Origin of the sequence: Streptomyces sp. MCA2, assembly GCF_023544705.1 — a bacterium.
Classification (GTDB): Bacteria; Actinomycetota; Actinomycetes; order Streptomycetales; family Streptomycetaceae; genus Streptomyces; species Streptomyces decoyicus.
This window is the reverse complement of sequence record NZ_JAMJFM010000051.1, coordinates 29596-54529: the sequence shown is the minus strand read 5'-3', so window position 1 is coordinate 54529 and position 24934 is coordinate 29596. Positions and strand designations below refer to the sequence as shown.

The 24934-nt window shown below is 68.6% G+C and carries 30 protein-coding genes; 6 read left to right on the top strand and 24 right to left on the bottom strand.

What is annotated here, in order from left to right:
• Nucleotides 1–51: 51 nt before the first annotated feature.
• Nucleotides 52–1359, bottom strand: a complete 1308-nt coding sequence (locus M8I34_RS41725; RefSeq protein ID WP_250055627.1) for a NucA/NucB deoxyribonuclease domain-containing protein — start codon at nucleotides 1357–1359, stop codon at nucleotides 52–54.
• A 159-nt stretch (nucleotides 1360–1518) separates the two neighbouring features.
• On the opposite strand from M8I34_RS41725, the gene M8I34_RS41480 reads away from it, so the two are divergent.
• Both M8I34_RS41480 and M8I34_RS42040 read left to right on the top strand, forming a co-directional pair.
• On the top strand, nucleotides 1519–1650 hold the full coding sequence (locus tag M8I34_RS41480) for a hypothetical protein (RefSeq protein ID WP_284051054.1): 132 nt from the start codon (nucleotides 1519–1521) through the stop codon (nucleotides 1648–1650).
• 895 nt (nucleotides 1651–2545) lie between these two features.
• Nucleotides 2546–4552: a DUF742 domain-containing protein gene (locus M8I34_RS42040; RefSeq protein ID WP_374211019.1), complete on the top strand. Its 2007-nt coding sequence runs from the start codon at nucleotides 2546–2548 to the stop codon at nucleotides 4550–4552.
• A gap of 82 nt (nucleotides 4553–4634) precedes the next feature.
• Here M8I34_RS42040 and M8I34_RS32420 read toward each other — a convergent pair whose 3' ends face one another.
• Complete coding sequence (locus M8I34_RS32420) at nucleotides 4635–5357, bottom strand: hypothetical protein (RefSeq protein WP_250055625.1); 723 nt, start codon at nucleotides 5355–5357, stop codon at nucleotides 4635–4637.
• Nucleotides 5358–5680: 323 nt separating this feature from the next.
• Between M8I34_RS32420 and M8I34_RS32415 the strand changes: the two genes are divergently transcribed.
• Both M8I34_RS32415 and M8I34_RS32410 read left to right on the top strand, forming a co-directional pair.
• Entirely contained in the window at nucleotides 5681–6343 is a 663-nt protein-coding gene (locus M8I34_RS32415; protein WP_250055623.1) for a ParA family protein, read from the top strand.
• Nucleotides 6343–7461 (top strand): ParB/RepB/Spo0J family partition protein, encoded by a 1119-nt coding sequence (locus tag M8I34_RS32410; RefSeq protein ID WP_250055621.1) that lies wholly within the window; start codon nucleotides 6343–6345, stop codon nucleotides 7459–7461. The genes M8I34_RS32415 and M8I34_RS32410 overlap by 1 nt, the downstream gene beginning before the upstream one ends.
• Before the next feature lie 74 nt (nucleotides 7462–7535).
• Here the strand turns inward: M8I34_RS32410 and M8I34_RS32405 are convergent, their stop codons facing one another.
• The 22 genes from M8I34_RS32405 to M8I34_RS32300 form a co-directional block, all read right to left on the bottom strand.
• The gene (locus M8I34_RS32405) at nucleotides 7536–7886 is read right to left on the bottom strand and encodes a hypothetical protein (RefSeq protein ID WP_250055619.1); all 351 of its coding nucleotides are present in this window, start codon (nucleotides 7884–7886) and stop codon (nucleotides 7536–7538) included.
• Nucleotides 7883–8440, bottom strand: coding sequence for a WhiB family transcriptional regulator (locus M8I34_RS32400; RefSeq protein ID WP_250055617.1), 558 nt, complete (start codon nucleotides 8438–8440; stop codon nucleotides 7883–7885). Before M8I34_RS32400 ends, M8I34_RS32405 begins: the two co-directional genes overlap by 4 nt.
• Nucleotides 8437–8895 carry a hypothetical protein gene (locus M8I34_RS32395; protein WP_250055615.1) on the bottom strand — a complete coding sequence of 153 codons (459 nt, stop codon included), beginning with the start codon at nucleotides 8893–8895 and terminating at the stop codon, nucleotides 8437–8439. Before M8I34_RS32395 ends, M8I34_RS32400 begins: the two co-directional genes overlap by 4 nt.
• The gene (locus M8I34_RS32390) at nucleotides 8892–9572 is read right to left on the bottom strand and encodes a GGDEF domain-containing protein (RefSeq protein WP_250055613.1); all 681 of its coding nucleotides are present in this window, start codon (nucleotides 9570–9572) and stop codon (nucleotides 8892–8894) included. The genes M8I34_RS32395 and M8I34_RS32390 overlap by 4 nt, the downstream gene beginning before the upstream one ends.
• 164 nt (nucleotides 9573–9736) lie before the next feature.
• The gene (locus M8I34_RS32385) at nucleotides 9737–10429 is read right to left on the bottom strand and encodes a hypothetical protein (RefSeq protein WP_250055611.1); all 693 of its coding nucleotides are present in this window, start codon (nucleotides 10427–10429) and stop codon (nucleotides 9737–9739) included.
• A 65-nt stretch (nucleotides 10430–10494) separates the two neighbouring features.
• Entirely contained in the window at nucleotides 10495–10989 is a 495-nt protein-coding gene (locus M8I34_RS32380) for an AAA family ATPase (protein WP_250055609.1), read from the bottom strand.
• Between the two features lie 79 nt (nucleotides 10990–11068).
• Nucleotides 11069–11743, bottom strand: a complete 675-nt coding sequence (locus M8I34_RS32375) for a hypothetical protein (RefSeq protein ID WP_250055607.1) — start codon at nucleotides 11741–11743, stop codon at nucleotides 11069–11071.
• A 52-nt stretch (nucleotides 11744–11795) separates the two neighbouring features.
• Nucleotides 11796–12362: a hypothetical protein gene (locus M8I34_RS32370; RefSeq protein ID WP_250055605.1), complete on the bottom strand. Its 567-nt coding sequence runs from the start codon at nucleotides 12360–12362 to the stop codon at nucleotides 11796–11798.
• A 47-nt stretch (nucleotides 12363–12409) separates the two neighbouring features.
• Nucleotides 12410–12901 carry a Pycsar system effector family protein gene (locus tag M8I34_RS32365; RefSeq protein WP_250055603.1) on the bottom strand — a complete coding sequence of 164 codons (492 nt, stop codon included), beginning with the start codon at nucleotides 12899–12901 and terminating at the stop codon, nucleotides 12410–12412.
• Nucleotides 12902–12997: 96 nt separating this feature from the next.
• Nucleotides 12998–13654, bottom strand: a complete 657-nt coding sequence (locus tag M8I34_RS32360) for a DivIVA domain-containing protein (protein WP_250055601.1) — start codon at nucleotides 13652–13654, stop codon at nucleotides 12998–13000.
• Between the two features lie 16 nt (nucleotides 13655–13670).
• A complete protein-coding gene (locus M8I34_RS32355) occupies nucleotides 13671–14222 on the bottom strand; it encodes a hypothetical protein (protein ID WP_250055599.1) in 552 nt (183 codons plus the stop codon).
• A 120-nt stretch (nucleotides 14223–14342) separates the two neighbouring features.
• Nucleotides 14343–14792 (bottom strand): RRQRL motif-containing zinc-binding protein, encoded by a 450-nt coding sequence (locus M8I34_RS32350; RefSeq protein WP_250055597.1) that lies wholly within the window; start codon nucleotides 14790–14792, stop codon nucleotides 14343–14345.
• Between the two features lie 3 nt (nucleotides 14793–14795).
• A complete protein-coding gene (locus M8I34_RS32345) occupies nucleotides 14796–15350 on the bottom strand; it encodes a hypothetical protein (RefSeq protein ID WP_250055595.1) in 555 nt (184 codons plus the stop codon).
• 97 nt (nucleotides 15351–15447) lie between these two features.
• On the bottom strand, nucleotides 15448–15936 hold the full coding sequence (locus tag M8I34_RS32340) for a hypothetical protein (protein WP_250055593.1): 489 nt from the start codon (nucleotides 15934–15936) through the stop codon (nucleotides 15448–15450).
• Nucleotides 15937–16066: 130 nt separating this feature from the next.
• Entirely contained in the window at nucleotides 16067–16249 is a 183-nt protein-coding gene (locus M8I34_RS32335) for a hypothetical protein (protein WP_250055591.1), read from the bottom strand.
• Nucleotides 16250–16263: 14 nt separating this feature from the next.
• Entirely contained in the window at nucleotides 16264–17748 is a 1485-nt protein-coding gene (locus M8I34_RS32330; protein ID WP_250055589.1) for a hypothetical protein, read from the bottom strand.
• Nucleotides 17749–17944: 196 nt separating this feature from the next.
• Nucleotides 17945–20101 carry a hypothetical protein gene (locus M8I34_RS32325; RefSeq protein WP_250055580.1) on the bottom strand — a complete coding sequence of 719 codons (2157 nt, stop codon included), beginning with the start codon at nucleotides 20099–20101 and terminating at the stop codon, nucleotides 17945–17947.
• Complete coding sequence (locus M8I34_RS32320; RefSeq protein WP_250055578.1) at nucleotides 20101–20553, bottom strand: hypothetical protein; 453 nt, start codon at nucleotides 20551–20553, stop codon at nucleotides 20101–20103. The genes M8I34_RS32325 and M8I34_RS32320 overlap by 1 nt, the downstream gene beginning before the upstream one ends.
• A 115-nt stretch (nucleotides 20554–20668) precedes the next feature.
• Complete coding sequence (locus tag M8I34_RS32315) at nucleotides 20669–20863, bottom strand: hypothetical protein (RefSeq protein ID WP_250055577.1); 195 nt, start codon at nucleotides 20861–20863, stop codon at nucleotides 20669–20671.
• Nucleotides 20864–21361: 498 nt separating this feature from the next.
• Nucleotides 21362–21607, bottom strand: a complete 246-nt coding sequence (locus M8I34_RS32310) for a hypothetical protein (protein ID WP_250055574.1) — start codon at nucleotides 21605–21607, stop codon at nucleotides 21362–21364.
• Between the two features lie 129 nt (nucleotides 21608–21736).
• Nucleotides 21737–22411 (bottom strand): hypothetical protein, encoded by a 675-nt coding sequence (locus M8I34_RS32305; protein ID WP_250055572.1) that lies wholly within the window; start codon nucleotides 22409–22411, stop codon nucleotides 21737–21739.
• 270 nt (nucleotides 22412–22681) lie between these two features.
• Nucleotides 22682–23080 (bottom strand): hypothetical protein, encoded by a 399-nt coding sequence (locus M8I34_RS32300; RefSeq protein ID WP_250055570.1) that lies wholly within the window; start codon nucleotides 23078–23080, stop codon nucleotides 22682–22684.
• A gap of 189 nt (nucleotides 23081–23269) precedes the next feature.
• Between M8I34_RS32300 and M8I34_RS32295 the strand changes: the two genes are divergently transcribed.
• Nucleotides 23270–23629: a putative quinol monooxygenase gene (locus M8I34_RS32295; RefSeq protein WP_250055568.1), complete on the top strand. Its 360-nt coding sequence runs from the start codon at nucleotides 23270–23272 to the stop codon at nucleotides 23627–23629.
• On the top strand, nucleotides 23626–24879 hold the full coding sequence (locus M8I34_RS32290; RefSeq protein ID WP_250055566.1) for a helix-turn-helix transcriptional regulator: 1254 nt from the start codon (nucleotides 23626–23628) through the stop codon (nucleotides 24877–24879). The genes M8I34_RS32295 and M8I34_RS32290 overlap by 4 nt, the downstream gene beginning before the upstream one ends.
• Nucleotides 24880–24934 lie beyond the last annotated feature (55 nt).

Sequence of the window (24934 nt, the reverse complement as noted above, 5' to 3'; positions counted from 1 at the left end):
GCGGCGCCCTGGCCGGTCAGGCCGGGGCGCCGCGTCCTTTTACCGCGAGGGCTAGGAGATGCTCACGTAGAACTGGTCAAAGTGCAGGATGCGGTCGCTGTTGTACCAGGCGACGAGAGATGCGCCGGCCGACCGGTTCTGGCTGTCGTTGACGTAGCGGACGGAGAAGTTGCCGTCACCGGCGCCCGCGCCCTCCCAGCTGGAGGCAAAGGGGTATTCGTCGCAGTCCTCTCCGTCGGCCCTCTGCAGGTCGGCGCAGGCGTCGTTCTTGGCCTTGGTGTTGTCCTTGTAGGCCTGGGTGGCGTTGGCGTCCCAGTCCTTGTACAGGCGCATCAGCCGCTTTCCTGAAGCGATGGAGCCCGGGATGGACTTCCCGTCGTGCGTGGGCCAGGTGGTGGCGGGTTTGGTCTGGGCATCGTAGATGTGCTGCGCGACCTCACCGTGAGCGGTGGAGGAGCGGGAGTAATGCATGACCGGCACCACGCGGTCGAAGATCGCAGCAGAGGCCGCAGCGCCCACGTAGCTCGCCGAGTCCTGACGCACTCCGGTTTCGGTCACCTTGATATCACCGGCACCTATGTCTTGCGGGACATGGGTGTTGGGCTGGATGACGCAGCGGGAGACGCCGTCGCGGCTGTAACCCTGGGCCCGGGTGGATGAGACGGTCACGGTGGCAGTAGCGCCTGCGTTCCACTGATCTCGGGTGAGGTACTTCGTGTTCTCGCCGGCGACCGTGCAGGCCGCGTTGGAGCCGTCCGAGCCGCTGTAACCAGCGGTCTTCCAGTAGATACCGAAAGTCTTGTTGCTGTTGGGGGTACCTTCGGTGATCTTGTAGTTGCGGATGGCAGCCTGCATCGTGTTGGTACGGCTGCCCTCGGCGCCGGTGCCCGCGATCACCACGTCGAACTTGGCTTTCGCGACAACCTTGCCGTCCTTCTTAAAGAAGTGCCCCGACTTCTTGATTGCACAGAAGTTGTAGTGGTCGATGACCGCCGAGTCCTCACGGTTGCCCAGCTCGGTCTGGCACGACGCGATAGTGACATTCCCCTGCCCGGCAGCCACACCCTGATGCCGCTTGGCGTACGTCTGGTCCGAGCGGTAGGTCTTGCCATGGCGCGCGCCCCAGTACTCACCCTTCTCGGTCAGGGTCGCCGGCTCAGCCCTGAGCGCCTGGGGCCTCTTGTGTTGAGCCAGCCACGTTGCGACGTCGTCACCGATGTCAGGCAGGTCCTTGACGTCGGCGACCTGGTACACGCCGTCTTCGGCCGCCGTGTCCTGGCTGCCGCTGTTGGCGTGCGCGGCTGTCGGGACAGCGACCAGCATCAGTCCGGAAAGCCCTGCAAACACACGTCTTTTCACGATTCTCCCCGTTTTCCGTTTGTACTGCTGACGCATACTCACACGAGCGCAGAAGGTGCACGACCGGATTTAATCGGACACAACTGGCCTGAACTTGCCACTCTTTTAGTCATTAACTGACCAAATAGGTCACATTCGTCAGGTACTTCCATACGCCGGATGGCTGTCCCGGATGCGCTGACGCCCCCACCCGCCGCCCCGCAGCCACAGCTCGGGAACTGCTCCTTGGGAAGCGGCAGGGGCGGCGACCAACTCGTCACCGCCGCTGGCGTACTCCTCGCCGCCGCGTAGTCCCCCGCCCCACCTGCGCGGGCCCGGGCCGGTCATCCGGATCGGGCCGCGCTGTGTTCGCGAGGGCCGCAAGCCGTGCTCGCGGCCGCTCGGCCGGGTCCTTGTCGCCCTTGGTCCGGTTCGGTACCAGGCTGACCGCGACGAGACTGCGCTCCGCGCCCTACCGGCGGTGCACAGTCGGCATCAGCCGGCGCCTACTGGAAGTCCCGCATCAGGGGCGGCCGAGCACGAGGAGCGTATCGGTCAGGGTCGGCGTCGAAGACGGGAAGGCACTCGCCCCAATACATCAGCAGTGTGCGAGCGATCGTGCCCGCTGCGCGGGCGGGCGTCGTGCGGACGGCTGGCCGATTTAGCTCCGTCCTCAGAATTGATCTTCTGTGCCCAAGCAATCATGTCGTCCTCGCAAGGCCGCTCCAGGGCTGACCCAGCACGAAGGCGACGTGGCATCAGCGACCCCACGCACCGTGGAAGTTCGGATGCAACGGCAATCCGGGCTCCCAGGGCTGCGCCGTGTTGAGTCAGATGTCGACTGCTTCTGCCGCGCCATTCGCAACCCGCGATGGCGACGCCAGGAGCGCCACGCAGCAGCGGTAGCTGCAACCAGCGCTGCGCCAAGGAATTCGGTCGGCAACTGCGTAACCAGCTGTTGAATCATCAGGTCGAGTGCGTGGTGCATCAGATCTCCACAGGCAGCGCGGATGCGCCGGGGTCGGTCGTATGAGGGGCCGCACGTTCCGGTGGACATCGGGCGGCGAAGTACACGCTGCGTCTGGTGAGATGAGCAGGTCCACTTGTTCACGTGTCCGGCGGACAAGATCGGACAATGACTGGGTTGTGCGTACGCGTAGGGGGAAAGTTGGCGCAGGGAAGAAGGCGGACACGCCCGTGGGGTCCGTTGAAGGGTGTCTCCGAAGAGGCCAACAACCTGGCGATGCTGTTGCGTGCTTGGTTGAACGAGGCAGACATGTCGCTGGACCGCCTCATGCCAGAGCTAAAGCCGGAGCACTTCATGAGCGGCCGGATACCTAGCCGTACAACCGTGTCGGAGCGGCTGGCAGGTGTGCGATTGGAGTGGGAGTTCGTCGAAGCCGTGGCGGATGCGTGCTCTCCTCGCAGCACGGCCCAGCATCAGTTCCTGCTGGAACAGGCCCGCGCGATTCAGAACCAGACCGCCAAGCAGGCTGCTGGTCCGAGGGAACTCGCGGAATCATCCCGGGAAGCGGGCGCCCGGGCGGCAGAACTTGTTGCTGTGCAGCGACAGTCGTTGGTCCTTTCCGACAAGCTCCTGCTGGCAATGGAGCGTGCCGTCGAGTTGGAACGAGAGCGCAACAACGCCAACCAGATGGTTCTCGTGCTGTTGGCCATGGTGGACCGGTTGCAGCGCAACATCGAGACCCTGTCCGCGGAACGCGACGGACGGCGCCCGTCTAGTGCCCGGCACACCAACGTGGAGGAAATCCACGAACGGCTGGCTCGCAGCGAGGAGCAGCGCAGAACCGCTGAAGCCGAACTTGAGCGGGCGCGAGCGGAGCGGAGCAAAGCTGATCGGCTTGCCGAAGAGGCTGCGGAACAGCTCCAGGCACTCAAGGAGGAACTGGAAAGTCTGCGTCAAGGTGGTCCGGGTGCCCCGCAGCAGCCCGACGAGAAGGAGTCTGCAGTCGCAACCAGCGTGGCGATGCGAGACGCTATCGACGCTGATGCTGACGACATCGACCAAGCCCTCGCCAAGGCAAGCCGGCATCTGGACGCCGGTGCCAACCGCCTGGTCCGACTGGCCGACGAGCTCCACCAGAACGCCTCGATCTCGTTGGACATCTCTGCGGACAACCTACTCAGCAGCAACGATGCGGCGGACAACCTCAAGACCCGTTCCGATGCCGGAGGTCTGGCACAGCCAGACGCGGGAGAGGAAAGCGCCTCAGACAATGCTCAAGACCTGGAGGAGGCAGTGCTCCGCACGTACCAGTACAAGCGCGGTCTCCCCGGTTTTCTCGACTTCGTTAGTGACCAGGCGAGGCTCGTCCCTGGCCTGGTTGCCCTGTTACGTACGCGGAGCTTCGACAACGATGCGAACGAGATCCTGGACTTTGCAGGACGGAGCGGCTCTTCCGACGCGATCATTACCTGTCTACCGGCGCTACGGGACAACGGGCATGACCCTGATGCATACCGGATCATCAACGCTGCGGGGAGGGAGCGCACGAGCGGCGACCTGGTCGACCTTGTGCACGCGTTGCGGGAGGCGGGCCTGGGGTCTCAGGCGTACCAGGTGCTGACTGCCGCCGGGCGCCACCGTCCCATCAACACGCTCCTGCCCCTGCTGGACGGCCTCGACAGCCTCCGGGACAGCGAGTGGGTCCTTGAAGCCGCTGCCAAAGACCGGTCATCAGCATCCTGCGATGCTCTCGCCAGTGCGCTGCGCGATTCTGGCTGGCACGACACAGCCGCGATCCTCGACCAAGCCCGGGCCCTCATCCCCACCCCGCCAACAGAAGTTCCTGCGGGACAGCAAGGGGATGCTATGGCGTATCCGTACGCAGTATCGTCCGATTTTCCTCCCGTCCGGCTACACCTGCGCATTCCCTCCTTCCAGCCCAGAGAGATCGATGAGCCCTTGGTAAAGCCTTACGCCATGAGCGGTGGAAGGACACGTCCGCGCATGAACCTTCCGGCCGACGCTCTGGTCACGACTCTGGCGGACGAATCGCAGGTGCAGTCCTTGAACATCCCTGAGCATCGACGAATCTGCCGTCTGTGCAAGCAACCCAAATCGGTGGAGAGGATTTGCAGTGTGCTGTCGCTTCCTCTGGGCGTGGCCCGCATCCTGGTAGCAGACCTAGCCGAGGCTGGCCTGGTTGCCGTCCATACGTCACCTTCGCCACCTTCGCCACCGGCAACATGATGTTCGGCTGATGCTGCGACGGCCCCGGTCGGGCTCCGGCCAGTAGGCATCCCGGGAACCCGGCCTCTGAGCGAGACCCGCGTCAGGGCAGGACCCGGACATTAGCCGCGGTTTGGCTTATGACTTCGGAGACTAGGGCGAGGGCGTCATCGCACTGTTGTCGAACTCCCGCCAGGTCTCTGGTGTTGCGGGCAGTGCCGCGGGAGGAGCTCGGGTCTTCGTAATCGAGGTCGTGGACGATGGCGTTGCGGGCCTTGAAGAAGTCGTCCAGTTGCTTGAGCCGGGTGTGGCTGATCTGGGCGTTGGTGATTCCGAGGGTGTCTCGGAGCCGGCTCTTGAGGTCGCCACTTCCTTGGAAGCTCGCCTTCGTACGTGCGGCGACGTAGAGCCTGATCATCTCCTCGCGTGGCGTCGGGCTCAGGATGGCGTCTGCCAACGGGGCGGAAGGTCCCTCTGCCAGTTCCAGTTTCACGTAGTCGTTGAACTTGCGGGCTGCGTCGGCATTTCCCTCTATGAGCAGGGGGACGGTGTCGCGGAGGAGGCGCTTACAACTGGCGTCCAGGCCACTGGAGGTGAAGACGATCGCCGCGCGAAGCAGGTCTGTTTCGTCCCGCCCGAGCCGGCCGCGGGCATCCCTTCCTGATGCCTGTTGTTTCGCGCTTCTGACCAGGGCGAGTCCATCGAAGACTCCTTGGACGGATTGGTGAGCTGCCGTCAGGAAGCGCCAGGCGTGGGTTACGGCGGAGCCTCGAGGCTTGCTCCATAGAGGAGTTAGCTCGATTGATGTGTAGCCGTTGCCGCCCATGGGCTTCGCCGCCTGTCCGTGCTGCACACAGTGCTGCCGGCCAGCTCCGTGATGTCGGCAGCCTAGACACCTCGCTACTGGGTTTTGTGGTTTATTCATATTTTCTGGAGGAATGCCGAGAGTCGGCTCGGCAGGCCTGCCGACTCCTTCGGACAGCTGACCTCTTGAAGGCTGTGGTTTACCGCGGTAAACGACACGACTGGGTCCGCAATAGGGGATCAATTACATGAATCGCCCATGCCGGTGCAGGTCAGACGCCTGTTATCTGCGATGATTCGGCTTGCCCGAAGTACCGGAACGTGCGGGAAGCATACGGAGCATCAATGACTGCCAGCGTCTACGTCGTCTCTATCGACCCCCAAGCCTCCACTGTGTGGTGGGCGAACCGAATCACTGACCTGCCCTTCGACTTCTCCCAGGAGCATGAGACTCCGGAGAACCTCGCGATCCTCAAGGACACGGGGGCAAGGGTCCACGTCATCGCCAACCAGAAGGGTGGCGTGGGAAAGACCACCACCACCCTCAACCTCGGTGCTGTCGTCGCCGACGTCGTGGCCTCCAGCCAGAAGGGGCTCCAGCACGTCTTCATCGATACCCCCGGCAGCCTCCAGGACGAGAATCTCCTCCTCGAAGCGTTGAAGTACGCGCACGACGTGATCGTGCCGATTCCGCCCGAGGGCCTCGCCTTCGATCCCACCGCGCGCACGATCCGGAAGGTGATCGAGCCCAGTGGGCTCCCCTTCAAGGTCGTCATCAACAACTGGGATCCCCGCGACGGCACTGCGGACCTGGAGGACACCAAGGAGTACGTGGACGCCGAGGGGTGGCCGCGCGCCAACAACGTCATCCGCCGCTACAAGATCCACACGCGGGCATCCGTCGAAGGCCGCGTCGTCACGCAGTACCCGAAGAACCGTGTCGCCATGGAGGCCCGCGAGGACTTCTTCCGTCTGGCGCTTGAGCTCGGGTACGGGGGGACCGTCTGATGACCGGCCGCCGTACCAGCCTCGCATCACTCGCCGGCCAGAAGGTCGACGACGTACCCGGCAAGAGCGACCCTCTGCTGCTGACACTCCCCCTCGAGAAGCTGGTCCCCACCCGCTTCAATCCGCGCCGCAACTTCGGCTCAGAGGAGGATCTCAAAGAGTTCGGGCTCAAGCTGAAGAGGCGCCAGCTGCAGCCGGCCGTAGTCGTATCCCGCAGCGGCTACCTCAAGCTGTGGCCTGAAGAGGAAGACAACGTCGGCGAGACGCCCTACGTCATCGCCAACGGGGAACGCCGTTACCGCGGATCCCATGCGGCAGGGCTCACGACTCTCAACGTCGTCCACAACGAAGACGTCGCCAAGAGCCGGGCAGATTTTCTCGACGCCGTCCTCTCCGAGAACAACGACCGCGAAGACCTGGACCCGATCGAGCGCGCTCTCGGCATCGAAACGATGGTCACGGAGCTCGGCGGAGCCGACAAGGTCGCTGCGCACTACGGCAAGACCAAGGGCTGGGTAAGCCAGCAGCGCAAACTCCTGAAGCTCACTCCTGCGCTCCAGGACCTCGTGAGCAAGGGCGATCTGCCGATCCGTGTCGCTCGGGACATCGCCGGCCTGTCGGCGGCAGAGCAGGCGGCCGCGTGGAAGGAAGAACTGCGACGCCGGGCCGCTGCCCAAGCTGGCTCGCGTCCTCGTAGGGCCAAAGCTCAAATCGACAATGCTCCGGCCAAGCAGTCTCAGACCAAGGAACTCGAAGCTGGGCAGAAGGCGGCGTCCTCATCGGAGCGGTTTACCGCGGTAAACCGCTCCGAGATGCCGGAGAGTGCCGAGAACGCGGAGAGTCAGGTACCAGCGGTTCCACCTCAGGCGGCTGCTGGCACCCCAGCAGTAGCGGCGGTTGCTGCTGAAGCGGACCCGTCGGAGACGGACACGGTCAGCCAGCCGAAGCGGCTGCCGTACGACAACCCCTTCTACATTGTTCAGCATCTGCACATGAAGATGGCCAGCGACCACTTCGTCGAGGGCGGGCGCGCTTGGATGGCAGTCCTACGCAAGCAGCACCCCGAGGAGTACCAGGCACTGCTGCGAGATCTGAGCGAGCAGGAGCAGCCAGCCTGACGTCGGCGCTGAACGAAAAAAGCGGCCCCCGTCGCCCGGATCGAGGTCCGGGCGACGGGGGCCGCTTCGTGTGCTCAGGTGGGGTTGGCGGCGATGAGCCGGAGTGCAGGTGAGGCGGGGTCGTCCAGCAGCAGCGCGGACTGCAGCACGTGCAGCTCGGTGACGGCCAGGAACATCGGCTCGGTAGGGGTGCGTGGCAGGTGCAGGTAGCCGGTGACACGGAGCTCGTCGCCCGGGGTCAGGTCGTGAAGTACCGCGTGTGCCATCACCGGGTCGGTGACACTGCACGGTAGGACCAAGTCGTCCGTGCCGTCGTGCGTGGGGGAGACGGTGAGGCGAAACCGTGCGGTCGACCGGGTGGCGTCCCGCGGCATGGTCGGCTCATCCAGGAACCCGTCGAGAACAAGCAGGTCCGTGAGCGTCATGCCGCCTCCTTCAGGGCTTCTGCGAGGGCCGCGAGGTTCTGCGCCTGCCGGGCCGGAGTCATCGGCTCACGCCACGGCTCGTACGGGGCGGGCCGGCTGGGGATGAGCTCCAGCTGAAGGCGGGCGAGGGCTTGTTCGCGGACGGTCGGTGGGGCGACGCGGGCCGCGCGCTTCTGCTGGCGTCGGCGGCGGTCCTGGTCGGCGACGACCGCGGCCCAGTCCTCACCGAGCCGTGCGGTGAGCTGCTTGCGCAGCTGCTTGCGGTCGCGGGCGGTGGTCGCCGCCCACACCCCGGTCTTCGTCAAGTCGGGGTTGGCGAGCGCCCACTTCAGGCACCCCTTGACGATCGGGCAGCCGGAGCAGGCGTACTTGACCTTGGTGAGCGCCTTCTCTCGGGCGCGGGGGTCTTCGTCGGTGTTGCGGATGTCCTCGATGGAGAACAGGGCGGGGGTCGTGCGGCAGCGCAGCGGCTGGTCGGTGTGAGGGAAGGGGATCCGGTCGTCGGCGGGGATGAAGGTCGGCGGCTGGGGGACGCCGGCGCGGGAGCCGCTCATGAGGTGCCCTCCGGAGCGAGGTGGGGGAGCTGGAGGAGGACCTGGTCCACAAGGTCCTGCGGTGGGCGCCACGGTCCGAGCTGGCCGTGCAGCCACGGGATGGGGAGCGCGAGTTCCTGGACGTCGGCGAGGACCAGATGGTGCGCGCCGGGCTGTGCCCACTTCGAGCACGGCGCGGTACCGACGGCGTCCTGGTGGCATCCGACGAGGCGGGCCACGCCGATGACAGCCCGGGTGTACAGGGTGCGGTCGCGGATCGCAGTAGCGACCAGCGGGTCGCGCAGCGGGGCCCGCTCGGTGACCTGCCCGGCGTGCAGCAGCAGCCATCCGCGCCAGGACCAGGGGGCCGGCCGGTTCTCCACGTGCTTCCCAGCCAGGATGCAGGCCGCCCAAGGCTGGCGGATCGTGATGCCCCGGATCCCGGTGTCCGGGTCGGCGGTGGTGGTCTCGCTCATGCAGCACGCCCCAGGGAGTCGGTGCCCGGCCGTCCGGCGCGGCGGCCGTTGATGGAGGGCACCGTGGCGTGCTGCGGTCCGGCGAGGACCGCGCGGCCGGTGTGCTTGCCCGCGTACATCGCGGCGTCGGCAGCCCGCTGGAGCAGGCTCAGGTCCGTCGTTCCAAGGACGTCGGGGGAGGCGGCACCGACCGACGCGGCGACGTCGACCAGGGCGCCGTCGCCGACCTGGACGGGCTGGGCGAGCAGCGTGGTCAGGTGCGCGAGTCGGATCTCGCGGCGGGCTCGCCCGATCCGTACGGCCACGGCGAACTCGTCTCCTCCGAGGCGGCCGACCGCGCCGCGGCTGCCCGCCCAGGTGGTGAGCCGCTGTGCGGTGACGGCCAGGACGCGGTCGCCGGCAGCGTGTCCGCCGGGTCCGTCGTTGATCTGCTTGAAGTGGTCCAGGTCCACCATGACCACTAGGGCGTGGTCGCCGTACCGGTCGGCGATCTGCCGGGCGCGGGTGGTGTAGCCGTCACGGCCAAGCAAGCCCGTCAGGGGGTCGCGGCGGGCGGCGGCGAGCTTGCGGTGCAGGCTGACCGCGTGCACGGTCCAGCCGGTCAGCGGCACGGCAAGGGTGGTGATGAAGAGAGCGCGTTGCCCGATCGGGGCCTGTACGCGCACGGTGGAGGCCATACTGGTCTCTCCCTCTCGTCTTGTACGGGATGGGTGGCCCGAGGCAGGCGTCGGTTTCCAGGCCGTGTGCGCCTGCCTCGGGGCGTATCTGCGGCGGAACACCGCGACCGCCCCGGCCGGTGGGCCGGGGCAGCACGGAGGAGCGCCGCGTTCCTGCGGAAAGGTCAGGCGTCAGCCGTGGTGCTGGCAGCCACGCGCTCGGTGAACTTCGGAGCGTCGGCGGCACGCACCCATTCGCCGTCGGTGATGAGCCTGGTGTCGTCGGCGGGCGTCTTGTGGTCGCCCCAGAACGGGTGGAGGACCGGTACTCCACCGCTCCACCGGTCGAAGTGCCGCCAGGTGAAGTACGGGTGGGCCGGGTCGTCGTAGAAGCACTCGCCCGCCGGGACGTACGCCTCGGTGAGATCGAAGACCTTGCCGGTACCCGGGTGGGTCCATTCGGTGCGGCCGATCTCGTCTTCCGGGATCGGGTGGCCGCCGGCGTCGATGCGGCGGTCCATCCAGGAGACGGTGACCTGGCAGCCGCGGTGGTCCCATGTGTTCGGGTACGGCTGGCCGACGGAGTGGTAGTCGACGTGGACGTCCAGTTCGGTCAGCGGCCGGCGGCCGCGCAGTTCAGTGCGGACCAGGCGGGCGCGGCCGGCCTCGATCGGCTCGGTGTACGGGTCGTCGAAGCGACCGGTGCCGCCGCCGTTGACGAGCCAGCCGCTGACCGAGGCGTAGACGCGGCCTTCGCGGTCGGGGGCGTCCTCGGTGAACGCCCAGTCGGCGATCACCAGCGGGACATCGCCCGCGAAGAGCAGGGTCCCGTGCTCGGTGTCGGCGATCGTGTGGTCGGCGGTGTTCCAGTCCTTCATGGCGAGTCCTCCGGGTAGTGATGGATGGAGCGAGCAGGTCTGCGGTTCGGGATCGGGTGCGTGGATCAGCGCAGGGCGCCAGCAGTGGCGGTGAGTTCCGAGGCCAGGTGCACCGAGACGAACCCTTCGGCGTGCAGCTGGTCGGTGGTGGGCAGGAGCTGGTGATGCTCGCGCACGATGTGCGAGGGCACCACGCGGTCGCGGCACGCGTTCTGCGCCTCCACCATGGCCAGCGGGATGTCGAACAGGACCGCGACCGCAGGGCGCTGCCAGTAGCGGGCGCGGGCGATGAGCCCGGCCCTGACGTTCGGGTAGACGTTGGTGGAGTCCACCAGGACGGGCAGGCTGCGAGAGAGCCGGGCGTCCAGGAGCAGGGTCTGGATCTGGACGGCGACCGGGGTGGCGGACTGGTCGGCCTCGGAGTCGGTGGCAAGGCACCGATAGGTGTCCAGGGACACGCGCCAGCTGTTGGGGTAGCGGGCGGCGAAGGTGGATTTGCCGGAGCCCGGGGGGCCGACGAGGGCGCAGAGTGTGCCTGCGGGGCTGATCAGAGGGTTCATCAGATCCTTCCAGCGGTGCGGGCGGCTGATTGGCCACCGCACCGCCCCGGCCGGGGGCCGGGGCGGAACGGGTAGCCCGTCAGGCGGTGGCGTGCAGGCCGGTGAGGTCGTCGTCCAGGAGGTCGTCCTGGTCGTGGTCCTCGGTGTCGGCTGCGGACGGGGCGGCGGGGAGGCCGGCGGCGCGGGCGGCGAGCTGGTGGCGGATCTGTTCCATGCCGGTGATCGGCACCGGCTGGTCGCCCTCACCGGTCAGCAGCGTGAAGCACGGCTTGGTGTTGCCGTACTTGTTCTGCTGGCTGCGGTAGTGCAGCCAGACGCCAGGAGCGAGGAAGAAGGACGCCTCGCCGTCCTCGTAGCCGCGCCACCGGTCCTCGTCCCGCAGGAGCTGGTCGCCCTGGTCGATCCGCCACGAGGCCGAGGCAGCGCGGGAGGCGGCGTCGTTCTCGGTGGCGGCGGCGACCTGTGCCAGGCCCTCGTCCAGGGTGGCCGGGGCCTGGCTGTGCGGCCGGCCCCGGCGGGCCTGGATCAGCAAGCGGCGCACCGGCGACAGGATCAGGTCGGCGAGGTCGTTGATCGCGACGGCAGCGATGACTGCGATGGCGCCGGTGGCCGCCAGGCGCCAGTCGCCCGACCAGGTCTCGGGGTAGTAGGTGTAGCCAGCCCAGGCGCCGAGGGCGCCGCCGATCAGCATGGTGGCGATGTCGACGGCTTCCGTGGTGGCGTCGGCGAGGGCCAGCAGGGTTGTTCGCTTCATGGTGTGCTCCTTGGTTCGTCGGCCTGTCGGGGACAGCAGGTACGGAGGCGGGTCAGGACCGGGGGAAGGGGTGGAGGGTGAAGGTGTGGCCGGGGCCGTAGGTGTGGGGCTTGGCGGTCAGCACGTCGGGGTGCTCGTCGGCGGCGGCCAGCAGCTCGGTCTCGATCCAGCTCGTGGTGCGCTGGAGAACCAGGCGCTGCGGGTGGAAGTCGGTGAGGAGGAGCGGGATGTCGTCCGCGGAGCGGCGCGCGTTGTGCAGGTGGCGGCGGATGATGTCGCGGGCGGTCTCGTCGTCCGGGCGGTCGGGCAGCGGCCTGGGCAGCGCCCGGCAGGTTCCGGCGTGGGTGTTGGCGAGCTCGGCGGCCCGCTGCTGGGTCAGGAAGTCGCTGCCGGGGCGGTCCTTGTGCCGGGCAGTGACGTAGGTGCACCCGAGGCAGGCCACGGCGTAGTACTGGCCGCTCCAGCTGGAGGCAGTGGTGTAGACGAGGACGACGGCGCCGGCGAGGCCGAGGTATCGCTGGGCGACGATGACGCCCTCAGGCGCCCACGTCTCCGGCCAGGGCTCGGGGGTGGTCTCCAGCTCGGCCTGGGCGGTGGTGCGGGAGAAGAGGGTCAGCATCAGGATCAGGACTCCTCGAGATTGTGCGGGCGGTTGGTTGGTGCGGGTTACAGCGACGCGAGCGCGGTGGAGGCCGGCGCCGCGATGGCCGCGAGGACCAGGAGGCCCAGGGCGGCGAGGATGAGGTTGACCGCCGTGCCGAGCGTGGTGAACTTGCGGACGGCCAGGACGGACAGGACCCGCAGGTCGGCAATGCGGTGGTCCTGGGCCAGCACCTCGGAGATCTCGTAGTCAGAGAGCTGCGCGAGGTGGGGAAAGCTCCCCGGCGCGGGCGTGTGGCCTGCGCCCCCGAGGTGGGGACGGACCACCAGGAGGAGTAAGGCCGCGGCCGCGGCGAGGGTGAGGACTGCCAGACCGCCGATCATCCTGGTGGTGATCGGCAGTGGTTTGTCGGCAAGGCTGGCGATACCGGCCAGGACGGCCCCGGTGAACGCGAGCAGCAGCGACGCTTTGGAGTCGGTGCGGCTGATCTGGACGGCCACCTCAGCGAGCTTGGTGGTCAGGTTCTGGTCGGTCGTGGCGGGCAGGGCGGTGGTCACGGGCGGCTCCAGGTCGTCTGGGCCGGGCTGTCCGGCTCCCCGTCACCACCCGGGCCGCGTGTGCGGTGCGGGTGGATCAGGCAACCGTCAGACCGGTCAGGTGGTGACCAGGTCCGGCAGCGCGACGGCCCGGCAGGTCTCCGCGTGCTCCTGCGCCCAGCGCTTGAGCTTGCCGCCCTCGAACCGGTTCTCCATGAAGGAGGTCCGGCTCTCGGCGGTGTCGCTGACGATGCGGTCCTCTTCCTCGCGGTAGCCGCAGCCGGAGCAGAGGCTGACCAGCAGCAGCGTCACCGTGCTGCCGTAGGCACCGCGGGCCTTGACGTAGAGGGTCAGGACGACGTCCGCGCCGACGAGGTTGCGGTACCGGGCGACGACGCCCTCCGGGTTCGAGGCCGGGTTGGCGGCGAGCTGGGCCTTCAACCGCGCGATCTCTCCCTTGAGCTCCCGGACCTTTTCGTCGGCCAGCCGCTCGATCCGGTTCGCCCGCTCCTGCGCCTCGTTGAGCAGTTGGTCACCGAGGCGTGAGGAGCGCTTGGCCGCAGCGAGGCGCTCCTCGTGCGTACGAGCGGTAGCCGCTGCCCGCTCTAGGTACTGGTTCCGGTCCTGGTCCAGCTTGCGTTGCAGTTCCAGGACGCGGTCGCGCTGGGCATCCAGTTCCTTCGCCAGACGCTCCGCCTTGCCACGGGCGAGGGGTAAGGCGCCCGCGTGGGAGATGAGTTCGGCGAGGCGGGGTGTGCTGATGATCCTGGGCATGCTGGCTCCTTTGTGGTCAGCGGATGATGGGGCGCAGGCTCAGGCCACGCAGGGCGAGGGTGGAGGCGGTGGTCCAGGCCAGGGCGGTCAGCCCGGTGGCGACGTCGCGGCCGGCGGCCGGGGTCTGGGACCAGACCATGAAGGTGGTGGCGGCGCCGTAGGCGATCCAGGTCAGCCGGGCGCCGACCGCGCCGGTGAGGAAGCCGAGGCCGAGGGAGCCGAGGCCGAGGCACTGCCACAGGAGGTAGGCGGTGGTGGCGGTGAGCGGCAGGCCGACGGTGTGGGCGGCAAGGTAGGCGTGGACCGGGCGGTCGATGGTGTGCAGCCACTGAGTGAGCTGGTGCCAGTCCTGGTGGCTGGCCCAGCCGAGTACCGCGGGGATGGTCAGTTTCAGCAGTACGGCGAGCACGACCAGGCCGACGGCGCCGAGGGCGATGGTGACGCCGATCGGGAGGTCGCCCGGCGTGCTGGACTGCGGCCGGGGCGGCGCCGGACGGCGAGGCGGCGGAATCCGCTTGCCGTCGGGGATGGTCTCCATCGGCGGCACGCGGTCGGGGCGGTCGGTCATAGGTCTCCTTGCGGTGGTGTGGCGGACGGTGTGGTGCTGTGGGCGGGCCGCTGTCCGGCTCCCCGTCACCACCCGCTGTGCGGTGGGTGGATCAGGCAACCGGCAGACGCGGTCGGGGAGTCAGGCGGCCTGCTGAGCGGGCGGCAGGCAGACGTAGGTGCCGGGCAGGGCGGGTGTGCCGTCGTGGCACTCCAGGCAGCTGCCGAGGGTGCGCAGTGGGAGGCAGTGGTAGTACCGCTTCTGGCAGGACGGGCAGGTCTGACGTGCTGCCATGGCCTTATCGAGGGCTGCTTCTTTGGCGAGGGTCATCGGCCGGACCGGCAGGGCGAGGGCGACCTCGTACAGCCAGGCCCGGCGCATCCCGCTGCGGCACTCGATCTCGGCGACGGGGGCCTGGCCGCCGGGCCGCAGCTGCATCTCGCGCAGCTGGCGGCGGGTGGCCAGCCCCTTGGGTGCCTGGCGCCATAAGTAGACGGGCAGTTGGTCGTCGGCGTACATCTCCACGTCCCGGATGGCCGGCTCGTTGTGCGGCGGCGTCGGGGCGTCGGCGTCGTGGGCTGCGGTGGTCATCGGTCAGGCGGCGCGCAGTCGCTGTTGGAGCTGCTTGACGACTCGGGCGGCTTCGGCGTCGTCGGCGGCGGTCGCCTTGTCCATCGCCCGCCGCATGCGCGGGGGCTGGGTCTGGACACCGCTCACGTCGCGCAGGGCTGCGATCCACCGCTCGCGGGCCTTGGAGCGGCCCATCTGGTCGACGGCGACGAGCTCGTAGAGCAGCGTCTCGTCCAGGTCGCGGGCGGTCTTGTTGCGGCGGGCGTTGATGAGGGTGACGGTGCCGCCGCCTTTGCCGGGCCGCAGGCCGGTGGTGCTGTAGAGCTGGCGCGGCTTGGCCCGCAGGAGGTCGGCGGTCTGGTCGGCCTTGTCCTGGGGGATGTTGGCTGCGGCGGCCTGCGTGCTGGTGAACAGCTGGAGGAGGCCGCCGGGGGTGGTGAGGACGATCTCGGTGACGGCCAGGGGCCGGCGGCCGAAGTGGTCGGCGACCAGGGCGGCCGCCTTGGGGGCTTGGGCGTTGATGTACGCGAGGGTGGAGCGGCTGCCCATCAGCCGGTAGCGGCCGGTCTCCAGGGGCATGGTGTCTCCTTGCGGTCGCGGCCGGGGCTGTCCCGGCTCCCTCCCGTCACCCGGCCCCGCTCGTGTGCGGCGGGGTTGGGTGGCGAGGGGCAGCCGTTCAGCGCCGGGCGGCGCGGCGGCCGCGGGTGCGGCGGGTGTTGATGTCGACGCGTGCGCGACCTCGGGCCCTGACGTCGATGTGCGTCGAACCGCTGCCTCGGCCTGTGCCCAGGAGCTTGAGGAGGACCACGCCGCCGATGCCGACGCCCACGGCGATGGCGCCGGCCTTGATGAGGGCGGCGAGTGCGGTGAGGAACGCGGCGGCGAACCACAGGCCCACGCAGAGTGCCAGGACGATCACCGCGATCAGCGCGGCGTTGATCAGGCGGGGGTCGGCTCCGGGCCGGGTGGGCTGGGGGAGGGGGACGTAGGCCGGCTGTCCGTCGAGGCCGGCGACCAGCTGCATGCCGGGCGGCGTGCGGTAGGGGGCGACGGCGCCGTGCGGCGTGGGGGCGGTGTAGATCGTGTACGCCTCGGGCTCGTCCACCGCGTGGACGACGAGCGGATCGTGGCGGGCGCCGTTGGGCGGGTCGGGGTATCGGGGCATGATGGTGTCCTCCTCGGTCAAAGGGGAGCGGGCGGCAGATCATTGGCGTGAGAGGCCGCTCGGGCGCTTCGGTGCCCTCGCCGGTCCCAGGGCGTTTCGGTCGCCCTGGGGCCAGCGGGACCACCGCGCGTCAGTGGCGGGGGTTGAGCGCGCCGTAGCGCGCGGGCAGTGCGTCCGCGTCGGCGGTGGTGGTGTGCCGGGGCAGCAGCACGGAGATCTCCGCGCCCTCGGGTTCGGCAACCAGCGGCCGGTCGGTCAGCGGCACCAGGTTGACCTCGTAGTCCGGGATCTCGTCGTTGGTCTCGTCGTTCATGTCGTTCCTTCCGGTCAGGCCGCGCTGGATGCGGCGGAGTCGAGCAGGGTGATGGCCTCTTCGATCACCGAGTCCTCGAAGCCGGGCTCGTCGGCGAGGCGCTTGTTCGCGGTGCGGACGCGGTCTCCGACCCAGGTCTCGCCCTTGCCGTAGCGGTTTGCGAGGGCTTCAAGGTCGGGGGTCTCGTTGTTCAGCAGGCACTTTGCGACGTACCGCTCAGCCTCATCGCGCTGTCGCTCGCGCACATCGCGAGGGACGCGACCACCGATTTCCGAGGCGCTTTCCGAGGCGCTCGGGGCCGGGATCGCGAGGAGAGTGCCGCCATTTTTCGAGGCACTTTCCGAGGTGTGGCCCGAAGAAATCGAGGCGCGGCGACGGCTGCCTTCCGAGGCGCCCTGACGGGCCTGCTCGCGCTTCTGGGCACGCTCCTGGGCCTGCTGACGCTTGATCCGCTCTGCCTCTTCGTGCGCCCGCGCCTCGGCCTGGGCCTTGGTCTCCAGCGCCCTGGCCTCGGCTTCTGCCGTCTCCTGCCGTGCCTTGGCTTCGCCTTCGGCTTTGATGATCTCGGCCCGGCGCTGGGCTTCGCGGTCGCGGGCCTGTTCCTCGATTTCCGCCTCGGTGCGCAGGCGGTCTGCCTCGATTTTTGCCTCGCGTGCCGCCTTCGCGGCCTCGCGTTCCGCGCGCTCACGCTCGATGCGGTCGGTCTCGCGAGCCTTCTCGATTTCTGCCTGGCTCTTGATCCGGAGCGCCTCGTTTTGTGCCGCGATCCGCTCGCGTTCCAGCTTGGCTGCGTGCTCGCGTTGTGCGTGTTCCTCCTCGATTTTGGCCTTGCGTTCCACCTCGGCGCGCTCCTCGCGCTTCCTCGCGTTCTCCTCTTCGCGCTGGCGCTCGGCTTCGTCGCGCGTCTCCTGGGCCTTGCGCTGACGCTCGGCTTCCTCACGTGCGGCGAACGCGTCGATGACTCCGCCGTAGTGGTCGAGGCGCTTGGCGACGTACTTGCGGTAGCCGGAGGCGGCCTCGGACAGCAGGATCAGCAGCACCGGGGCGATGGAGTGCAGGAGGATGCCGCCGGCGTCCGGGTGCTGGGGGATCAGGTGGAAGGTGCCATCCGGGTACAGGCTGGTCCAGCAGTTCATGACCCAGGTGGAGAGGCCGGCCGTCCAGCGCAGGAGGAAGGGGAACCCGTTGGGCTTGTAGTCGCCCTGTTCGGCCAGGACGCCGTCCACGTACAGGACGGTGATCAGGGCGAGGGAGGCCAGCGGGTCCAGCATCCAGGCGATGTACCAGGGGATGTCGTGGGTCGTCGCGAAGCGCGTCACGTTCACGCAAGTGAAGACGAGGGCGCCGCCACCGAGGGCGAGCAGGGCCTTGGTGACGAGCTTTCCGACGCTCCGGAGCTTGGCGATGGCCTCCTGGGCCTCGTCCCGGTCCTTCTTCGTGGCGGGGGGCCGCGCGCTCGGCGGCGGATCGGGCCGCCTTCGGGGGGACTTGTTGACCATGCGCGTTGATTACCTTCCGTAGTGTTCGCGAGGTGTTCGTGGGGGTGTTCGGCGCACTGTTCGCGGGGGACAAACAGTGGTATTTCAGGCGGATATCTGAGTGTTCGGCGAAGAACAGCCCAGAGTTCCTAAGGGAGAGAGGGGGCGCGGACAGTTCGGGAGCGCCGAACTGTCCGCACCAGCCCTCTAGTTACGCTCAGCTTCCTTCGGCGAGGGGGTCGCGGACGATGTCGTACTCGCCGTAGGTCTCGGAGTCCTCGATGACGCCGGTGCCCAGCAGCTCCGACCTCAACCGGTTCCACCAGCTCCGCGGCTCCTTCAGCGCCACGCGCAGCCACAGGCCGGAGAGCTCCTTGGGCTCGAACGACGCCTTTCCGGCAGCAAACCATTCGTGCAGGCGCCCCAGGATGGCGGCGCGGCAGTCGTCGGGGCTGAGTTGCTGGTCCTCCTCCACGGGGGAGGGCAGGGAGAAGGTCGGGGCACCATCGGCGGGCGGCTCGATCTCCTTCTCGATCGTCAGCCCCTCGTAGGCACCGGGCTCCGGGTCCTCGTTCAGCAGGTCCTGGAGCATCTCCAGCATCTCCTCGGTCTCCTTGGCGAGCATTTCCTCGTCCACCTCCACGTCCTCCTCGTCCTCGTCGGCCATCTCCTCGTCCAGGTCGTCCCGGCCGCCGGTCTCCTCGGCCGCGGCGGGCACCTCGGCCTGCGGAGGCGCCGGCGGAGCGACCGGGGCCGCGCCGCTGGACGCCAGGAGGGGAGTGGTGAAGCTGGTGCGGTTGGTCCACAGCGGCCCGAGCGCGTCAGCCGTCACCGAGTCCAGCGGGGTGCGGACGTTCATTCCGGCCGTCACCGCGGCTGCGAGGGTGTCGCGGTCCGCGAAGTACGTGCGGGCGGTGACCGCCCACCGTTCCTGGGGGATGCCCATCCCGGCCGCGTAGAGGTAGCCCGGCTTGCGGTTGCCCCAGCCCGGGAACGCCCCGGCCTCGATGGCCTCCGGCGGCAGCACATACGCCGCCTCCGCACCGTCGGCGAGCCCGTAGGCCATGCCCGCGGGGTGGTTGGAGCGGGCGGTGGTGTCCATCTGGTCGTGCGTCGCGCGCTGGATGGAGGTCTCCACCCAGCCCCCGGCCGCACGGATGGTGCGCAGCACCTTCGCGTACGCGTCGCCGTCGGCGTAGTCCGCGGCTTCCTCGCAGATGATGAGGAGGAAGTTCAAGCCGCAGCCGGGCTCCCAGCGGGCCAGGCCCTTGGCCGCCAGGTAGGCGGCACGGGCCTTGATGACCGGGCCCATCTGCTTGAAGAACCGCTTCACGTCGCGCTCTTCGGTGATCCACATGTCGGCGGCGTGCCGGATGTGGCCGTAGTCCTGGTCGGGCTTGGCGCAGTCGAGCAGGACGATGCTGACCTCGGAGCGGGTGGACGCCTCGGCGACCAGGACCGCGTTGCCTGCGGTCTTGCCGGCGCCGTTGACGCCTTGGGCCACGGCATGTTCGACGTTGCCGGTCTCCAGGCCCTTGGGGTCGCGTAGTACGCCGCAGAGGTTCAGCAGCAAGTCCTCGCCGTCCTCGTAGCGGCCCAGCGGCACCGGGGTGTCGCCGAAGCTGCTTCCGAATGCGGACGGGCCGGGCCAGCGGACGCCTTCCTTGAGGAGGTCGGCGACCTGCACCCGCACCGTGATGTCGCTGACGTCGTCGTCGTTGACGGTGTGCGTGATGCGGCCGGCACCGACCTTCAGTGCGCTGGCCAGCGCCGGGATCTTGCGGGCGAGCTCATCGGCGGTGGCGCCGTCCTTGGCCTCCACCTTGGCGGTGACCGTGCCGCGCCCGTTGGACTCGGCCTCCTTCAGCTCGTGCTGGGCGAGCCCGATCTGCGACTCCAGCTTCGACCATTTCGAGGTGCCCTTGCCCTCCTTGGCCTTTCCGAACGCGGACCAGAGGTTGTTGGCGATGCTCATCCCGGTTCCGGCCAGCAGCCAGGACCCGGCGGTGGCAGCAGTGTCCACTCCGATGACCGTGCCGAGCGTGACGCCCGCGGTCACCGCGCCGCAGTTGACGGCGTGCAGGATCCGGGTGTCCCGGTCGGCCTTGGCCCGCACGTCCAATTTCTGCATGAACTGGGTGAGGCCGTAGCCGGTGGCGGCCAGGGCGAGGGTCGTGATGGACGAGGTGACCGGGTTGGTCGCCGCGACCAGGTGCAGGCCCTCCACCACGAAGCTGCCGCCGAGGGTGACGGCCCACGGGCCGCCGTACTTGATGAGGTTGCGGCGCTCCTGGGGGCCGTCCTCGAGGTTGACGTCGACCTCGCGGCGTCCCCGGCGGGGGCGGGAGGTGCGGTAGCTGTTGCGGCGTCCCATCAGGCGACCTTCCCGCCGGCCTCGTCGCCGCGGCCGGCCGCGCCCCTGGGCTTGTCGCCGATGGAGAAGCCCGGCTTCTTGGCGCCCTTGCCCTCGCGGGCCTTCTTCTCGGCCTCGATCTCGGGCTGGATGAAGTGCCGGACGAAGGAGGCGTACATCTTCACGCCCGACAGGCCCAGCGCCTTGGCGGCCGACGCACCGGCACGCAGGTGCGCGCCGACGAGCTTGCCGCGGACCTTGGACTGGAGGCCGAAGGTGTACCACTTGCCCTTGTACTGGGAGAGGATCGCGGCCACGACGTCCGCGTCCATCGCGACCCGCATGGACAGCTCCAGGCCGATCGCGCGGAGGATGCGGGCGTAGTTGTAGAGGTCTCGGTCGGTCCTGAACTCGACCTTCTCCAGCTTCGTGACGAGCTGGGAGAGGTTGGTGCCGACGTCGCTGTCGCTCACGGTGGTCCTTCCGTCTGGGAGCGGGGAGAGGTGTGTGGAGCTCGGCAGCTCCCCGTCACCGCCCGTCCCGGCCGGGGCCGGTGCGGGCGGATCAGGCAACCGCCGGATCCGGGGCCTACTTGGCGTGGCTGGCGTTGGAGAGGGCGTTGTTGATGCCGGTGCCGAACGCGTCGATGGCGCTGGCGAGCGGCGAGGTGGCGAGGGCGTATCCGCACAGGAGGGCGCACACCAGCAGGGCGGGGCGGGAGTCCATTCGCCAGCTGACGTACGTGCCCAGGCCGGCGAAGAGGAAGAGGGGGAGAGCGATCACTGTTTCCTCCGTTGATCGTGATGTCCGGGCTGTCCGGCTCCCTTGCGACTCAGCCCGCACCGGCCGGGGCGGGTGCGGGCTGAGCAGGCAACTGGCAGATCGGCGAGGGCGGGTCAGCGGGCCAGGAGCACCGCGGCGATGATGACGAGCGGCCCGACCATGCCGAGCGCGTAGATGAACTTCATGTCGTCTCCTTCCTGGTCAGTGGCGCTTGTGCATGCCTCATGAGGCCCTCTCAGGCGAGCTGCTGTGGACGTCGTGAACGTGGTGGCCAGCCTTGAACGCTGCTTGCGCTGCCCGGTCGGAGAGAGCGAGCAGGGCGCGGGCCAGCGGGTGTGTCAGGCCGTGGAGTTCGAGCGCCCGCGCCGCGAGATGCTGGGCGGCGCGGGCGCGCCTCATCTGATTGCTCAGCTCAGCCGTTCTTTCCGGAGTTGGAGCCGGACGACCTGCGATTGGTTTCAGCGAGCTTCCGCGACATCTCTTCCTTCGAGTCGGACATCAGGCCGCACCCCGCATTCCCGCCGCGGCGCGGACGGCGGCGCGGGCGCCGCCCGCGTCGACCAGGCGGCGGTGTACGTAGTCGCCAAGCCGGCGCTGCGCGGCCACGGTCCGGGCGCGCGGCCAGGCGTCGAGGCGCCGGGCGGCGTCCTCGGCCTCGTAGCCGCGGCTGTCGTCGTCGCGCTCGATGTCGTCAATGACGCCGCCGGTTACGGCGGTGAGGTGGCGTGCGATGCTGATCGGCATCAGGTCCTCCTATTCAGGTCCTGGTACTGACAGCCCCGGAAGGTCAGAGTTCCGGGGCTGTCGCTGTTGACTGCCGTACGAGCAGCCACGGCCGCCACCACCGGGTGGTGGCGACTGTGGTGGTTCGTCTCAGGCAGACCGCATCAACGGGCTGCTGCGCAGGTGGTCCTGGGCGATGCCGGTCATCCGCGCGGTGAGCTGACGGCCGGCCTCGCAGGGCGCGCCGTTCGTGCACGGAGTGCAGGTGGCACGGTGGTCCCGCAGAGCGGTGCGCAGCTGGCCGTACATCGGGGCCGCAGGGGCGGCGGCGATCTGGGCGGTGCGGCGAATCTGCTGCCGCAGTTCGACGACCTGGGCACAGCGACCGGCCTTGCAGCGGGTGCAGTCGCCCTGCAAGTGCTCGGCAAGCTGCTCACGCAGGGGGCGGGTGGCGGCCGGCATCTGGACCGGTGCGGGTGCGACCTGCGGGCGGGGCTTGCGGATCGCGTGGGTGGTGCGGCTGGCGGCCGCCGTGGTCTCTGCGGCGAGCAGGCTCTCCTCCCACTGCTCGGGGGTGATGTCGATGGTGATGCGCTGCGCGCTGCCGTCGCAGCGGCGGCCGCCGGCCGGCTTGTCACCGACGTAGCGGCGGGTGGTCTTCGGGACGGGCACGCCGTCGCGGTGCGGCGTGATCATCGAGCGGGTGAGGCGGCGCCAGGTTCCACAGTCGGGGCAGACCGCCAGGCGGGGTTCGCCGTCGCGGAGGCTGAGGTGCTCGGGCCGCAGGGTGCTGGCCAGGAGCGGCGCACGTCCGTTGTGACGCATGGTGTCTCCCTTGCTGTTGCGTTCTCCGCCGGTCAAGAGCAGGACGAGGTCCTGCTCCTGGTCGACGGGCAGCGCAACGGCTGCGGGTGGCTCACCTGGCTGTGCTCCGGGGGACCGCGTCGTACTCGTCACCCCGGCCGCGCGTGGAAGCGGCGGTCAGCCAGACATATGGAGTTGAGGGGGAGTGGACCTTGGGTCCGGCTCCCTCATCCGGCGCCGCCCGTGGGCGGTTCCGGGTGGGGGAGCCGGGTCCGTGAGGACCCGGCAGAGCTAGGCCGCGAGGGGGAGGGGCTCGGTGGCCGGCGGCGCGATGCGCAGCTGCGCGGCGTAGGGGAGGAGCACATCGACCAGTCGCTCGCGCACCCGGGCGGTGATCGACGGGTCCGCCGCGACGATGTCCCGCGCCGCATCCCGCCGCGCCTCGGACTCCGCGATGACCTCGTTGCGCGCCTTGGTCTTGCCCTTCGTCACCGCGGCTGCGGCGTCCCACCTGGCCAGCTCGTCCGTAGTCACCAGCCCGTACATCTCCAGCGGCGTACCGAACGCGATGTCCAGGTCGATGTAGCCGAACTCCGGCAGCTCCATCTCGATGGCATCCAGCAGCGCGAGCGTCTCGGCGTCGAACACCTCGGTGGCGAGGCTGGCGGCGGGGCGGCGGGTGAGGTTCATGGGTGGTGCTCCCTTCGGTAGGAGCCCGCGACAGAGGCGGGTCAGGTGCATCCGGGCAGGCCAAATGAGCGCCTTCTGGCGGCCCATCCCTTGCGGGGTGGAACACGATGGACAGTAGTAGCACTGCAAGTGCGAGTCAACACTTACGATGCTAGCTAGCACTAGTGCTTTAGATGTGAGAATGTGTGCATGCCTACGCGATGTGGAGAGGACGACTTCGTGGCCAGCGGATACGCACTGATGGTGCGATTCACCCTGCGAGACACCCCGGCAGCCCTGCAGTTCGACTCCTTGGTTGCCCGGACCATCGAGGGGGTCCGCACCGAGGCCGGCACGCTTGTATACGCGGTGCACACCCCGGTGGACGAGCCGCTGGTTCGGGTCTTCTACGAGCTGTACGCCAATCGCGCTGCGTTCGAGGTGCACGAGGAACAGCCCCACACCCAGCACTTCCTCGTCGCCCGCGAAGAGCTCTTGAGCCACGTCGAGGTGACGTTCCTCGATGAGCTGAGGAGTCTGAGCAAGCGCCCCGAAACGGAGCAGTCGTGAAGCCGACCGGCAAGAACGTCGATCCTCAGGACCGGGCTTTTGGACAGCGCGTCCAGAAGTTCCGGAAGGAACGCGACCGTACACAGGCCGAGCTCGCGGCAGCCCTGGGAAAGACCAGCAGCTGGCTCTCCCAGGTCGAGAGGGGCGTGCAACCTGTGCAGCGGATGGACCTGCTCCAACAGATCGCTGACGAGCTCGGCGTGTCTGTCCAGCAGCTGCGTCCCGGCCTTCCAGCAGACGGGCCATCACAGGAGCCCCTCACTCAGTCGCTCTCGAACGACCTGGACGAGACCCGTCGCCTGCTGTCCGGCCACCCGGCGCTCCACACTCTGTTGGCCACCAAGGACCGCTCCGAGACAACGCGGCCTCTGGAGTCGCTGCAGAGCGACATCGACGACCTCTGGGACCTGACCCACGCCGGGCAACTGGCGCAGGTCAGCGCCCTTGCCGTGCAGTTGCTTCCCGAGCTTGAACGCACTGTTCGTACGACCCCTGGCAAGCGCCAGGCAGAGCTGTACCTGCTGTTGTCCCGGGCCTACCAGGCGCTGTCCGCCGCATTCGTGCGACAGGACGAGGCAGATGCGGCCTGGGTAGCTGCCGACCGCGCGGTCTTCGCAGCCGAACGGTCCAGTAACCCTCTCCACGTGTGCGCCAGCGTGTTCCGCATGGTGCAAGCGTTCGTACGCCTTCGTAGTCTCGGACAGGCCGAACACGCTGCGCAGACCGCGATCAGCGCGCTGAAGGAGCAGGGCAGCCGGTCGCCAGAAGCACTGTGTGTCCTCGGCTCCCTGCACCTGGCCCTGGCTCTCGTTCGAGCCCGCGCCAGCGCACGAACGGAAGCCAAGGAGGAGATCTCCAAGGCCCGCGCTATCGCCGCGCAACTCGGTGAGAACCGCAACGACTTCAACCTGGAGTTCGGCCCAATCAACGTCGAGATTCAGGCGGTCAGCACCGCCGTAGAACTGGGCGACGCGGGCGAGGCACTGGACATCGGACTCACCCTTGACGCCGCTGAACTCTCGCCTGAGCGGCAAGGCCGGCTCCTGATGGACCTGGGGCGTGCTCATGCGCAGAGGCGCCACGGCGGCGAGGCCCTTGAGTGCCTGCTGAGCGCCGAGGAAATCGCCCCCGAGATCATCCAGACCCATCGAGCTGCCCGCGCGGCAATCCGTGAGCTTGTCCTGGTTGCGGGACCGAACGCACCGCGCAAGCTGCTGGAGCTCGCCGAAAGGGCTGATGCCCTGGACTAGTTCGGCTCCGCTCCAGCCGTCGCTGTGGTGGTCAATAACCACTGGTCTGCGCCCC

Bases quoted from the DNA above. Each gene is read 5' to 3' on its own strand.
- M8I34_RS32380 (WP_250055609.1), bottom strand. From the start codon at position 10,989: ATGAACCCTCTGATCAGCCCCGCAGGCACACTCTGCGCCCTCGTCGGC.
- M8I34_RS32400 (WP_250055617.1), bottom strand. From the start codon at position 8,440: ATGAGCGGCTCCCGCGCCGGCGTCCCCCAGCCGCCGACCTTCATCCCC.
- M8I34_RS32395 (WP_250055615.1), bottom strand. From the start codon at position 8,895: ATGAGCGAGACCACCACCGCCGACCCGGACACCGGGATCCGGGGCATC.
- M8I34_RS32330 (WP_250055589.1), bottom strand. From the start codon at position 17,748: ATGGTCAACAAGTCCCCCCGAAGGCGGCCCGATCCGCCGCCGAGCGCG.
- M8I34_RS32405 (WP_250055619.1), bottom strand. From the start codon at position 7,886: ATGACGCTCACGGACCTGCTTGTTCTCGACGGGTTCCTGGATGAGCCG.
- M8I34_RS32305 (WP_250055572.1), bottom strand. From the start codon at position 22,411: ATGCGTCACAACGGACGTGCGCCGCTCCTGGCCAGCACCCTGCGGCCC.
- M8I34_RS32340 (WP_250055593.1), bottom strand. From the start codon at position 15,936: ATGCCCCGATACCCCGACCCGCCCAACGGCGCCCGCCACGATCCGCTC.
- M8I34_RS32335 (WP_250055591.1), bottom strand. From the start codon at position 16,249: ATGAACGACGAGACCAACGACGAGATCCCGGACTACGAGGTCAACCTG.
- M8I34_RS32300 (WP_250055570.1), bottom strand. From the start codon at position 23,080: ATGAACCTCACCCGCCGCCCCGCCGCCAGCCTCGCCACCGAGGTGTTC.
- M8I34_RS32360 (WP_250055601.1), bottom strand. From the start codon at position 13,654: ATGCCCAGGATCATCAGCACACCCCGCCTCGCCGAACTCATCTCCCAC.
- M8I34_RS32415 (WP_250055623.1), top strand. From the start codon at position 5,681: ATGACTGCCAGCGTCTACGTCGTCTCTATCGACCCCCAAGCCTCCACT.
- M8I34_RS32355 (WP_250055599.1), bottom strand. From the start codon at position 14,222: ATGACCGACCGCCCCGACCGCGTGCCGCCGATGGAGACCATCCCCGAC.
- M8I34_RS32410 (WP_250055621.1), top strand. From the start codon at position 6,343: ATGACCGGCCGCCGTACCAGCCTCGCATCACTCGCCGGCCAGAAGGTC.
- M8I34_RS32350 (WP_250055597.1), bottom strand. From the start codon at position 14,792: ATGACCACCGCAGCCCACGACGCCGACGCCCCGACGCCGCCGCACAAC.
- M8I34_RS32375 (WP_250055607.1), bottom strand. From the start codon at position 11,743: ATGAAGCGAACAACCCTGCTGGCCCTCGCCGACGCCACCACGGAAGCC.
- M8I34_RS32325 (WP_250055580.1), bottom strand. From the start codon at position 20,101: ATGGGACGCCGCAACAGCTACCGCACCTCCCGCCCCCGCCGGGGACGC.
- M8I34_RS32295 (WP_250055568.1), top strand. From the start codon at position 23,270: ATGCCTACGCGATGTGGAGAGGACGACTTCGTGGCCAGCGGATACGCA.
- M8I34_RS32420 (WP_250055625.1), bottom strand. From the start codon at position 5,357: ATGGGCGGCAACGGCTACACATCAATCGAGCTAACTCCTCTATGGAGC.
- M8I34_RS32370 (WP_250055605.1), bottom strand. From the start codon at position 12,362: ATGCTGACCCTCTTCTCCCGCACCACCGCCCAGGCCGAGCTGGAGACC.
- M8I34_RS32385 (WP_250055611.1), bottom strand. From the start codon at position 10,429: ATGAAGGACTGGAACACCGCCGACCACACGATCGCCGACACCGAGCAC.
- M8I34_RS32345 (WP_250055595.1), bottom strand. From the start codon at position 15,350: ATGCCCCTGGAGACCGGCCGCTACCGGCTGATGGGCAGCCGCTCCACC.
- M8I34_RS32310 (WP_250055574.1), bottom strand. From the start codon at position 21,607: ATGCCGATCAGCATCGCACGCCACCTCACCGCCGTAACCGGCGGCGTC.
- M8I34_RS41480 (WP_284051054.1), top strand. From the start codon at position 1,519: ATGGCTGTCCCGGATGCGCTGACGCCCCCACCCGCCGCCCCGCAGCCA.
- M8I34_RS32390 (WP_250055613.1), bottom strand. From the start codon at position 9,572: ATGGCCTCCACCGTGCGCGTACAGGCCCCGATCGGGCAACGCGCTCTC.